This window comes from Corynebacterium choanae (assembly GCF_003813965.1).
Lineage (GTDB): Bacteria > Actinomycetota > Actinomycetes > Mycobacteriales > Mycobacteriaceae > Corynebacterium > Corynebacterium choanae.
In genome coordinates this window covers 2,726,459-2,738,697 of the sequence record NZ_CP033896.1, presented here as the reverse complement: position 1 = coordinate 2,738,697, position 12,239 = coordinate 2,726,459, and the positions used below count along the sequence as shown (strand labels likewise).

Below are 12,239 nucleotides of genomic sequence, written 5' to 3'. Positions count from 1 at the left end.
GTGAAGTGCAGATGTTGCAGTGTGAGTGCCAACACTGTGCAGTCTAGTGACATGGTGTTCATGCGATATTGCATGTTGGACTGTCGACGATCTGGAACGTCACCTCGTCTTACTGTGCCAGCATCACGGCGACACCACTTCGATAGCAGTTACGAGGCCTGCAGACGGAGTACCACCCATGGCTGCAAGGCTAGGCGCGCCGGGGATTTGGGCAGGAAAAAGCCAACACCGCCGTGCCGGGACAGAACCGGCGCGGCGGTGATGTGCGGCAAGGCGAAACATCTGGATCAAAGGGGAAGCGTCGCTGCGGTGATGCGGGGTTGCTACTCTTCGTTCGGGTGTTTCTCCGGGGCGAAGGGATTGTAGTCCCGATGATGCGCTTGATGGCGACGTTTTTGTTGGCGCCGCGACAACCTACCCCGATTTGTTGATTCGTCAGCGGCCTGGGCAATCGCCTCATTGCGGGCGGTGTGCACCGTTTGCCCGGCATGCACCAAGGTTGGGGTGTTTAACGCAGTGTATTTCTCGAGTTTGGACTGTTTCGGCGGGTCAATGACGATAATGTTTTTTTCTACGCCGTGGACGGCACGCCCCACATAGTAGGAGGCAACATTAGCCACCACGAGCAGCGCAACGATGGCAATAATGCCGCGCAGCAGGTTCACCACGCTAAACCCGTCGTGAATGATGTCGTAGCCGAGCTTGCCGATAATCAGCAAAGGCAGGCCGACACACACGGCAGGACCCATAAGGTTTGCGCGGGTCAGCGCATTCGGGGAACGCCACATTGCCACCGCAGTGGTGAGCACCATAAGGGCGGCGGCAATAACGATCACTCCGATGATGATTTCGGCCAAAGTTGTGGTGTCCATGTCAGCGTTGTTCCCTAGGTTCGTTTCTGTACGGCGACGAGTTGCCTGGTGGGCGAGTGTGCGTTGCGGGTGCGGGTGGTGGTGTTACGTGGTGCAGGCGATGGGTGCAGCGGGCAGCTGGCGGTGCCTGGAGTATGTGCCAGGCGCTGCTGATTGGGTGATAGCAGTGGTATTGCTGGTAAGCCTTCGCCGGCGGGCTAGCGGCGGCCCTTGGTTACAATGCGGGCCAGCGACACCGAGGTGAGCAGCCCGAGCAGACCCCCGAACATCACCACCTCATAGGCGATTTGGGTTTCATGCAAATAACTCCATGCCAGATAAATCCCCAGCATGGGATAAAACACGGCATCAGCTAACACAATGCGGGAGGTGTCATTGCGGACTTTCACCAACAAGACCAGCGACATGAGCAAGGCGATGCCCATAATGATGATCGCACAATAGATGGTCAACGCAAATGGCGAAGCGTCGAAGGTGCTGCCGAAAAGCTCGGTGGTGGTTGGCACCCGCGGAATGTTGTCGGCGGCGAGCACGAGATTAACCATGGGGGGCTCCTATTCCTGTGAGGCTGCCGGGGAAATATCTGGCTGGGAAGTATCGGTGGGTTCCGCGGCGCGGCGGCGCCGCGGCCGGGTGTCGGCCGCGCCGGCGCGTGCCTGCAGCTGGGCGACAGTTACCCCACCGGGGTTGGTGTCCGGCTGGTCGGCCGGATGCGCGTGGGATGGTGCAGCCTTGGTGATCGCTGGGGCTGCCGGTGGGCTGGCCTGTGACCGGTGGCTGCCGGATGTATCCGGCTGTGGATCATCCTGCGGATAGGAGTCGATGCGGGCATCGTCGAGTTCCACATGGTTGCCGGTGCCGGCAAGCGCTGCCCGATCCACCTGATAGCCGCCGATAGCGGCGGCATGTGCCGAGATAGTGGCGGTGGTGTCAGCATCAGCGTGATCCCCGGTTGCTTGCGTAACAATCCGGGACTGTCCAGGAAGATTGTTGTCGCTGGTGCGGGTGTCGGTGGCGACCTTGTGGGGCTGCTCATGCGGGCCGCGAATGTGATGATTGTCGGTCTCGGTGGGGCCGACATGGTCGTCGCTGTGGCCAACCACCGCAGTGGATCGCTGCGGGTCGCCGCTGCCCTGCCCAGGGGCGCCATAGTCGACGTCGGCAATCGCCGGGGATAAGCGTTGTTCCATCTCGGCGAGGCCGGCAATCACCTCAGCGGGATCATTACCGTAGACTGCCTGCACCAGCAGAATGGTTGGCTCGTCGTCATGATCCGGGGTGATCACCCCGCAGGAGATCGTCCCCGGGGTCATTGTGATCGAGGTGGTAAACACCGCGATGAGGAAATCGTCGGTGATCCGCAGCGGATATTCCACCACAATCGGATCCATGTTGGTTTCTTTCCGACACATGTCGACGGCGACCGCCACCGCGCCGGCAATCACCTGGCCAGTCAGCCAGGTGAGATATTTCACCGCATGCAGCATGAGTTAGTGTCCCTTCCCTGTGGTGGTAGCTGTGACCCCGGTTTCCGTGGTGAACGCCCCTTGGTGCACATACTCGTTGTGGACATCGACCGCGGCGTCGCTGCGCAACCCGGCAACCGCATCCACCCCGCTGATACCGATCGCCTCACCGGGGTTGCCGAGTACCGCGGTGCTAAAGCTGGTGACATCCACCAAACCTTCCGCGGCGGTAGTGGTCACGGCGATCATGGTTCCGGCGAGGAAAAACATTGCCACCGACACAATCGCTAGCAGTGCGCTGGGCAGGGCGAGCCGCAGCGGCACCAGCAGCTGATCGGGGAAACGTTTCGGATTCAGATTCTTGCCCCAAAACACTTCCCGCCACAGTCGCAGCATCGACAACAGGGCACCGAAGCTCGCCAGAATAATCGTGACAATGACCACCCACGACAGCCAGGTCGCTGGTTTCGCCACAGCCATCACCAAAAACAGTTTGCCCCATGTACCGGAAAATGGGGGGAACCCCACAATAGAGAACGATCCCATCACCACAATGGTGGCAATCAGCGGCTCCCGGCGGGCAAGACCATGCAGCTTCGACAACATGCCAGTGCCGTAGGTTTCCTCTACCGCACCAACCGACAGCACCAGGGAACCGACGGTAACCATGTGGTGGATCATATAGAGCATGCCGGCGGCCAGCGCCCGGGTCGGATCGACTTGGGTGAACGCTAACACCACAAGGATAAACGGCATGCCGTTGACCATCTGGTAGGCGATAATGCGGCGCATGGAATGCTCCGCCAGGCCGGCGAAGCCGCCGACCAGCATAGAGATCACACAAATAACCACAATCAGCCACGCCCAGCGCCCATCCAGGTCAAAAATCACGGTATAGATGCGGAAAATCGCATACACCGCGACTTTGGTGTGCAGGCCGGAAAAGAGGCTCATCACCGCAGGGGAGGTTGCCGGATAGGTGCGCGGCAGCCAAGTGTGCACCGGGAAGGTGCCAGCTTTCACCGCCAGGGCAATAATGACCAGCCCCATGGCGGCAGTCAACGGCCCTTTCCCGGCGGCAGCACCAGCCAACACCGCCATATTTGCGGTGCCCGCGACCGCATAGACGAACGCCACCCCCACCAGCAGCACCGTTGAGGTCAACAGATTCACCAACACAAAGGTGCGGCCACCGGCCAGCCGTGCCCACGATCCGGTCATGGCCATCAACCCGTAGGAGGGCAGCAGCATCACTTCGATAAACACGAACAGGTTAAACAGATCCGCGGTGAGCAGCGCGCCGTTGACGCCAGCAATCAGCATCAGGGTGAGCGCTGGATAAAACCGGGCTTTTGTCTCATTGGCGGCGGTTGCAAACCAATTCGACACCGCCGCCACCAATGCGGTCGCCACCAGCATGAGTGCGGTAAACGCGTCCGCGGCAAAGGGAATCGCAATCCCGCCGATATAGCGTCCCACCCCGGTGGCGATCGTGCCTTCCGTGGCGGTGACTTGCAGCAGCCACAACGCGGCAACCATCACCACCACCGGAACCCCGATGTGGATCGCCTCCCGGAGGCGGCGGGCAGGAATCAGCACACACAGTGCTGCCGCCAGCAACGGTACCGCCACAAACAGCGGCAGCCAGGTGCCAGCCGATACGCCGGCAGGCACAATGCCTGCCGAGTCACCGGCGGCAAGGATGGTGCCGGGGGCTGCAGCAACCGTGGAGACAACCCAGGAATGATCGTGCATAAGGTTTCCAATCCTTCGTTAACTGCTTGCCCTATTTACTGTTGCTCAGCCGCTGGCTGACCCGCGCCACCCGATGGGAGGCCTGCGGCATCGGTTTCGCCGACCGGGCACGAGTCTCCAGGGGAGACTGTTCGGTCGGATCCTCTGCGCTGCGGGTGTCGTCGCTGCGCCCCAGCGCAGCCAACGCCAACATAAACGCAGTCGTCGCCATGGTAATCACAATTGCGGTCAGCACAAACGCCTGCGGCAGCGGATCAGCTGCCGCCTCTAGCGGGGTGCGGGAGGGGAAGGGTTCCCCGCGCCAGCGGGGAATACCTGCCGCTAAAATCGTCAAATTCGCCGCGTGAGAAATCAACCCCATGCCAAGCACAATGCGCACCATGCCCCGCTGCAGGATAAGAAACACACCACCTGCTGCCAGGATTGCGATTGTTAGTGCCAGCATCATGCTGCTGCCCTCCCAAGGATTGAAAAGCGAATATGAACCATCCAGCCGTTTGCCTGCCGACCGATAACATCTCGATACGTCATGGCCGGCTCGTTTCCTGGTTGACCACGGGCGCGGACGCCTGCAGGTGATGGTCATCTTCATCCCGTTTCGTTTTCACTTGCCGGTTTTCCTCTGTGGCGGCGGCACCAGTATTTTGCGCCCCACCCCGGGCATGCGGATGCAACGGTTTATCGTTGCCCGGCCGCAGATAGCCACCCAAGCCGTTAATCCCTAAGGTGACCATGCCCAGCACCGCTAAATACACCCCGAGGTCGAAAATCATGGCCGAAGAGAAATGCTGACCCAGGGCGTGCACATGCAGCGCGTAAAGGAACGAATCCCCGGCAACCAGACCTAAGAACCCGTCGCCGAGTGCGATGAGAATCCCCAGCCCGGTGAGCACATACGGGGTGTGCGGTTTTACCACCGGCTTATCTGTGCCAGCTTTCACATAGCTGAGCATGATTGCCGCCCCGGCAATCAGCGCAGCAATAAACCCGCCACCGGGGGCATTATGACCCCGGTAGAACACGATCACAGAAATCACCCACAGCAGCGGCTGCACAAACCGGGCAAGCTGGGTAAGCGGCACCGCATTCGCCTGCGGGTTGAGCAGCGGAATCGGATGGGTGCCGCGGGCAAATGGATGCCGCGGAATGGAGGCGATCACCGCCGCAATCACCACCCCGGCCATACCTAATACGGTCAGTTCACCCATGGTATCCAAGGCACGGAACTCCACCAGGATCGTGTTGACGACATTGTCGCCGCCGGTGATATCTGGTCCTTGCGTCAAATACCAGGTGGCGATCTCCGGGCGGGGATGCCGACCGATAAGCCCCCACACTGCAGCAAAGGTAATCCCACCCACGGCCAGCGCAAGCGCTGCCGCATAGGTTTGCCGCCGCGCAGACGTACCGTGGAACACCGACGGCTGCTGCCGAATCACCATCATCATGATCACCACGACAAGGATCTCAACCAAGAATTGGGTGAGCGCCACATCGGGGGCGCCGAGCATCAAAATCTGCAACGTCACCCCAACACCGGCGGTACCCAGCAGCACTACCGCATACACCCGGGAAGTGGCACGCACCAGCCCCACCACAGAGATCGCCACAATCACCAGCGGCAACATATCCAGCGGCCGGTCAATACCGGTAATCTTCGGCGGCAACAGCACCCCATCCACACCTGTGGTGAGCAGCAGCAGATAACCGAAACCAACAATCACCAGCAGCGGATACAGCAAATGCCGGGAAGGACTATACGAATCTGCCATTCGGGCACAGGATTTGCCCCACTTGGCGCACAGCAGAATAAACCGCTGCAACGCCTCATTGCCGGTGACAGGGAAGAACTCTAACGGATCAACAGTGGCATACAACCGGCGGCGAATAATCACCCCGACGACACCAACAATCATCACCGCAGTAGAGATCAAAAGCGGCACCGTAATACCATGCCACAGCCCCAAATGCAGCTGCGGATCAGTGCCGTTGATCGCCGCCACAATAGCCGCCACTGGCTCATCCAAATAGGTGACAACAAACGCCAGCGGCAGTGACAACACACCCGGCAGGGCAGCTGGCAGCCACAGGCTCACCGGGGCTTCTTTGACCGCACTCATATCGCGGGGACCGTCAAAAAACGCCCCCGTGACCAGACGTGCCGAATAGGTGAAGGTAAACACTGCCCCCACAGCAGCCGCAATGAGCAGCACCACCAGTGCCCCATGCGGCAACGGTGCCTGCAGAAACGCCTCTAACATCCCCTCTTTCGAGATGAACCCCATCATTGGCGGCACCGCTGCCATCGACAGCGCACCAATCGTGACGGCTGTAAACGTAAACGGCAGCTTATTCCACAACACCCCCAGGCGGCGCACATCACGCGACCCAGCCTGGTGGTCAATCACCCCGATGAGCATAAACAGCGACGATTTAAACAGGGCATGCGCCAGGGTGTGAATCACTGCCGCAGCTAACGCAAACGGGGTACCCACCCCGATAGTGGCAACAATCCACCCCAGATGCGACACCGTCGAATAGGCGGTGAGCTTTTTCAAGTCAGTTTTCTGAATCGCAAACAGCGACGCCATCACCGCAGTGCCCATACCGACCGTAATGAGCAGCACATGCCACAGCGGATTATCGTAGAACACTGTCGAAAACCGCAGCAGCACATAAATACCGGCCTTCACCACCGCAGCCGCATGCAGAAACGCCGACACCGGGGTGGCGGCAGCCATCGCCTCCGGAAGCCAGAAATGGAAGGGGAACTGGGCGGCTTTCGTAAACGCCGAAGCCGCAATCAGCAGCGCCAACGCGGTCGTAATATGCGGCTGCGTAAACCAGAACGGGGCGGCGAGAATCTCCGACAGGCGCGTCGAACCAGCCTGCGTTGCCATCATCGCTAACGCTGCCAACAGTGTTAACCCGCCGGTAAACGTCAAAATCAGGGTGCGCATCGAACCTGCTTCGCCCCCCGAACCAGAGCGGGCAATCAGCAAAAATGAGCCGATCGACACCAGCTCCCAGGCGATAAACAGCACCACCACATCATCGGCCAGCACCAGCAGCAGCACCGCCAGCGAGAACCCCGACATAAACAGGTAGAACGTCAAGTTTCCGGCGTTGTTGTGCAGATAGCTCGCCGAATAGATAAACACCACCGCACCGATAACCAGTGCCAGCATGGCGAAAAAGACACTCAAACTATCCCCGCGCAGCGCGAAGGTGGCATCAATGCCAGGCCCTAGGAAGTCTTTCGCCCACACCATCTCATAGGTGAGCGGCTGGCCGGCGAAAATATCCGGCAGTTCGCGTCCAAGCAGCACCGCCCCTGCAATAAACAGCAGCGATAATGGCCAGCCGGCGCGCCGGTCAAACACGGCTACCGCCGGGGCGGCCAGCAGCACCGCTAATCCTGCCAGCGCGAGCACCCAAATGAGTGTCACAAGCGTCTCCTCACACCAATATGGCAACGGGCACGCAAGTCTTCCCACATATCACAAGCTGCAGCAGTCGACTGTGGTACTAAAAACAGTCTGGTCTGCTGCGATACGTGAGTGACCGCGAAGTTATCGAACGCCGGCAGCGGCAAACCTTTGGTTGCACGCTGACTTGCGAACACGTTTCCCAAGTCAGATGCGTTGGCGGGAAAGAACTAGCTTTCACAACAACTCTGGCCAACCGGTGGTCTCCCACCGGGGAAGAGGTGCAGTCTTCCACGTTGTGTGCACCCCACCGCTGAGCGATGGATCGTGTCGCCATCACCACGTCGTGGTGATGTCCGTGGTTGTTTTTACCCGCGCCAGCCACCGACGGTTTGCACCGGCGATTTCGCTCATGTGCGGGGAACATATCCGCCCAGAAGCAGCTGATGCAAACGTAGTTAATCCCTTACACGAAAACATATCGGGCGCCACTTGTGCAACATAGAAATGCAGAAGTCACAGCCTAGTGCTGCCGAGCGAGGAGCCGTCTTGCCGCCGCCCGCTTCCTCGGCACTGCACCCCAGCCCCATCCAACCAGCAACCACAGCCCCACCCAACCAAGTCCACGTTTCACCCCGGCTCAGTACAGCTGTTATCCCCAATCCGCTGTGCTCGCCTGGCCACTACTGACAGGTGAACACCGCGTCGCGCTGCAGCTCAAATGTTCCTGTTTGCTGCGAAAAGCTGCCATTTCCCGACACGGAATTGTTTGCTTCTCGTATAAACCAACGGTGTCGACAGCAGTAATAAGCGACAGTATGAATAGTAGCTAGCAGCAGTTTTGGTCAGTCGGCAGCACGGATGCTGCGATGTTCTGCCCCGAAAGGAGCCGCTGTTGTATCCCTTGTCCCCTGTGCGGGCCGCCGCGGGGAGCAGGATTCGGCAAGCGGAAAAACTGGGGGGCTTGCCGGTGTGTCACCGTGGCTAGTTGGTGCACGGTAGGACACACTTTAACCTATGAGCTCTGCGGTACGCGCCACCCTTCGGATTGTTCTTGCCCTGCTAGTGGCAATACCTGTATTAGCTGGCTGCCTGTGGGCAGTCACGACCAATGCCACCTTGGCGGCATCGTGGACACCAAAAGGAGTGGACACCGAAGTTGGGGCCCCGGTTGCCCCGGGTGCGACCGGGCTCGATGCGCAAGCGCTCACCCCTGCGAAACGGGCTGTGGCAACTGCTCACACGCAAGCCGGGTTTTTAACCACCGCAACCGGTGAACTGGCCGCCGGCACCCAACAGTTTGCTGATGCCGCCCCAGAACTTGTCACGAAAACCAACGAGGCCGCCGATGGGGCGCAGGCGTTAGCCGATGGTATGGTGCAGCTGCAAAACGGGACTGCTGAGCTTGGTCGTGGTGCCACCGAAGTAGCCGATGGGGTGGGGTTTGCTGTTGATCAGGTCGCCCAAATCCCAGTAATTCGGGATCAGATGCTCGCTGCGATCGCCGAGGTGGATACGCTGCTTGCCGATTCGAAAGATCCACAGATTGCCGATGCCCGATTGAAACTTATCGCTGCCCGCACCGAGCTGGTGAATCTGCAGATCCCCCCAGAGATGCTTGGCAAACTCGGGGAGTTAAAAACCGGTTCCCGGCAGGTGGCCGACCAGTTAAACACTCCCGGTCAGCCGTATCATGACGGTATTTATACTGCGACAAAAGGCGCCAAAGAGCTTGCCGCCGGCCTGCAGAGTGCCCGTGGGGAAACCAGCAAACTTTCCGACGCGGTCACAAAACTTGATAATGGTGCTGATCGTATTGCCCAAATGGCGAAACAAAACCAGGACAATGTCACTGCGATCTCCCGGAGTTTACCGGGGGCACCGGCGGCAGCGGCAGCAGCACCTAACGCCTCGTCGTCAACCAGCAAGCAATCGGCTGCTGCCTCCAGCGCCCCAACCACCACGGCAACACCAGGGGCAAATGCGACACAGCAGACTTCCGCTGCCGAACAGGACACACAATCCGATGCGATGCAGCAACGCGTCCTCTCCCCGTTGGTTGCCCTGCTTATCGCCGCGATCATCATGTTTGCTGGTGCCGCCACTTGGATGATTGCCCGCCCTTGGCATCGACTGCCGATGCGTAAGTTTTTCACTAGCCCACAAATCACCGCCGGGGTCGGCATGACTGTCACCACGGTGGTGCTGCTGTGTATCGTTGCCGGATTCCCCGGTGTGCTACCAGCCCTCATGATGCTGGTAACAATTGGTCTTTCCTATGCGGCGGCAAGTGGGTTAGCGCGGGTGGCGATTACTGCCCTTGGCGCAAACACTGGCCGGATCGCGATTATTGTTGGCATGTTCACTCAGGTAGCAGTGGTTTCTTGGGCATGGAAGCAAGCCGCCCATGAAGAATTGTCAACGGTGGCAACTGTGCTTGTTCATGCGATGCCGCTGCACTATCCCACCGCAGCGCTGACCGCGATCGGTAATGGCGCCCCTACAGCACAGATCACGGTAGCGCTCGCTGTGCTCACCGGCACCATTGTGTTGTGTGCCATTATTGGTTCGCTGATTAGCAGCAAACTCGTCGGTGACAATAAAGAACTGGCGGCGATTGCAGAACTTGATCGGCTCTACGGGGTTTCCAACCCCCTCGAGCGCAAACATCATGAGCAGCAGGTTGCTGCGATTCGTGACGGCGGTATTGACACCGGCAACGTTGACGACGCCCGTCCCATTGCGGCAGAACTCACCACCCCAGTGGCGCCGGATACTATCGTCATAAACGATACTGTCAACGATCCGGAAACCCTACCCCGCGACAAAGCATAACCTTGAAAAAGAGCTGGTAGTCCGGGCAATCCTCAGCTTGGACAGTGGCAAACTGCCGGGCAGGAAAAGCCAGCAACACCCGGTTGGATCACTTGCCCATACCGTGCAGCATATTGTGCAAAAACCACCACATGCTTGCCCGCGTGGCGGCAGCAGCCAGCTAGCGCTAAATGGAGTAAGCATCCTTACCCGGCCAACCCACCCCACCGGCCCCAACGCGGTGACCGGTGGGGTAGTGCCTGCAAGCTGGTATTGCTGCGAAATCAGAGGTTCACAGCAGGGCTGTGGCAAGCGTTGAAAAAAGATCGATCCGCCAGCCTATATGGTAATGACCGGTGAGCCGCCGGTTTATCGTCGCCCCAGTCGTGACCCGGCGGCAACGCTACAGCACTATCCCGCAGATTGCGGGGCACCCCACCGCTTCGCTGCTGGCATACGGTAACCAGTTTCCCAGGTGATTTCCGGGTGCGAATATCCGATTGGGGGCGGTGACACCGTATCCTCACATCGGCCGCATCTGCTACGACCCGGGTGACAAGCAGGTGACAAGCGGAATGCGGCGAATGCTATGGCATTCCAATTTCTATCCCCTGGCTCCCTCTTAGCCACCGCTGCCTAGACATGCGAAAAGGCCAACAACCTGCAAAAGTAAGTTTGCTGGTCATTGACCTCATCAACGTGGTCGGGATAACAGGATTTGAACCTGCGACCTCTTCGTCCCGAACGAAGCGCGCTACCAAACTGCGCCATATCCCGTGAACGACGTTCGTCGTACCGCTAAAACTTTAGACGAGGACCGGTCTTTGCGCAAAAGTCCTGTTCACCTACTCAAAAAGCAGATGCAGCGGCAAGAGCACTGCTGATGCCGTGTGTGGGGCAGGGAGGAGGCCGTTGCGTATCGCTGGGTGACAGGTAGGTTCGGCGTTACCGCTCAATGAGATGCAGTAACGTCGCTTCCGGCGGGCAGTTGAGACGGAACTGCATATATTTACTCGTTCCCACACCAGGGCTGACATGCACGGCCATATCGCGCTGATACGACAGTCCACGGGCACGCCCTGCTGGTAGTCCGCAATTGCTTACTAGTGGTCGGCCACCTGGTAGGCATAACTGTCCCCCGTGGGTGTGTCCAGCACATAACAGGTCAAACCCTTGGGCGGCGAAATGCCGCAACACGTTCGGCTCCGGGGAGTGGGATAGGGCAATGGCCACGTCCGCATCCGGATTTGGGGTGTGAGTGTCTTGATCAAGGACAGCCTGTCCGGTGTGCGGATCGTCGACTCCGGCGACGGTGAGTTTGACTTTGTTCACTGCAAAATCCGCGCAGGCATTATTCAGATCAACCCAGCCGCGCTCTAAGAATCCTGCTCGTAGCCCTTGATAGGGCATGGTTTCTGATGAGAGGGGTTGTTTCTTTCCGACGAGATAGCGCAACGGATTGACGGGTTGCGGTCCGAAATAGTCGTTATTGCCGAAGACAAACACCCCTGGTTTGTTCAGCAGTGGCGACAGTGCCCGCAGGGTGGCTGGCACTGCATAGTGGTCGCCTAAGTTATCGCCGGTGTTGACGACGAGATCGATATCATTTTCAGCCAAGCTGCGCAGCCAGGTGGTTTTCTCCTCATCGTCGGGGGTCATGTGGAGATCGGAAAGATGCAACACGGTGAAGCTGTCTTTGCCCCGCAGGCTTCCCGGCCGCAGACACGCAATAGCGATCTCGCGGAGGGAGTATTGGGTTGCTTGCCGATTCGCATAGGCGGCGACAGCCCCCACAGTGGTGGCCGCAGTTACTGCCGTTGCCACCCAGCGGGTAGCGGACTGCAGGGGCGATGATTGCTGTCGTGACGCGCGTGTCATAGCAACAACTGTAACGGGATTGCGCC

Annotated in this window: 7 protein-coding genes, 1 tRNA gene and 1 pseudogene; 1 reads left to right on the top strand and 8 read right to left on the bottom strand. The window is 59.1% G+C overall.

Annotated elements, in window-relative coordinates:
- Nucleotides 1-323: 323 nt before the first annotated feature.
- The 6 genes and pseudogenes from CCHOA_RS09865 to CCHOA_RS09840 form a co-directional block, all read right to left on the bottom strand.
- Nucleotides 324-872: a Na+/H+ antiporter subunit G gene (locus tag CCHOA_RS09865; RefSeq protein ID WP_123930130.1), complete on the bottom strand. Its 549-nt coding sequence runs from the start codon at nt 870-872 to the stop codon at nt 324-326.
- 197 nt (nt 873-1,069) lie between these two features.
- Complete coding sequence (locus tag CCHOA_RS09860) at nt 1,070-1,417, bottom strand: cation:proton antiporter (RefSeq protein WP_123930127.1); 348 nt, start codon at nt 1,415-1,417, stop codon at nt 1,070-1,072.
- Between the two features lie 9 nt (nt 1,418-1,426).
- Nucleotides 1,427-2,359 carry a monovalent cation/H+ antiporter subunit E gene (locus CCHOA_RS09855; RefSeq protein WP_123930125.1) on the bottom strand — a complete coding sequence of 311 codons (933 nt, stop codon included), beginning with the start codon at nt 2,357-2,359 and terminating at the stop codon, nt 1,427-1,429.
- 108 nt (nt 2,360-2,467) lie between these two features.
- A pseudogene (locus tag CCHOA_RS09850) lies at nt 2,468-4,093 on the bottom strand (monovalent cation/H+ antiporter subunit D family protein); the annotation flags it as partial.
- A gap of 31 nt (nt 4,094-4,124) precedes the next feature.
- A complete protein-coding gene (locus CCHOA_RS09845) occupies nt 4,125-4,541 on the bottom strand; it encodes a cation:proton antiporter subunit C (RefSeq protein ID WP_123930120.1) in 417 nt (138 codons plus the stop codon).
- Between the two features lie 79 nt (nt 4,542-4,620).
- Nucleotides 4,621-7,542 carry a DUF4040 family protein gene (locus CCHOA_RS09840; RefSeq protein WP_123930117.1) on the bottom strand — a complete coding sequence of 974 codons (2,922 nt, stop codon included), beginning with the start codon at nt 7,540-7,542 and terminating at the stop codon, nt 4,621-4,623.
- A gap of 996 nt (nt 7,543-8,538) precedes the next feature.
- Between CCHOA_RS09840 and CCHOA_RS09835 the strand changes: the two genes are divergently transcribed.
- A complete protein-coding gene (locus CCHOA_RS09835; RefSeq protein ID WP_123930114.1) occupies nt 8,539-10,356 on the top strand; it encodes a hypothetical protein in 1,818 nt (605 codons plus the stop codon).
- Between the two features lie 679 nt (nt 10,357-11,035).
- Here the strand turns inward: CCHOA_RS09835 and CCHOA_RS09830 are convergent.
- Together CCHOA_RS09830 and CCHOA_RS09825 are read right to left on the bottom strand one after the other, a co-directional pair.
- Nucleotides 11,036-11,112, bottom strand: a tRNA-Pro gene (locus CCHOA_RS09830).
- A 168-nt stretch (nt 11,113-11,280) separates the two neighbouring features.
- Nucleotides 11,281-12,213 carry a metallophosphoesterase gene (locus CCHOA_RS09825; RefSeq protein WP_123930111.1) on the bottom strand — a complete coding sequence of 311 codons (933 nt, stop codon included), beginning with the start codon at nt 12,211-12,213 and terminating at the stop codon, nt 11,281-11,283.
- Nucleotides 12,214-12,239: the final 26 nt, after the last annotated feature.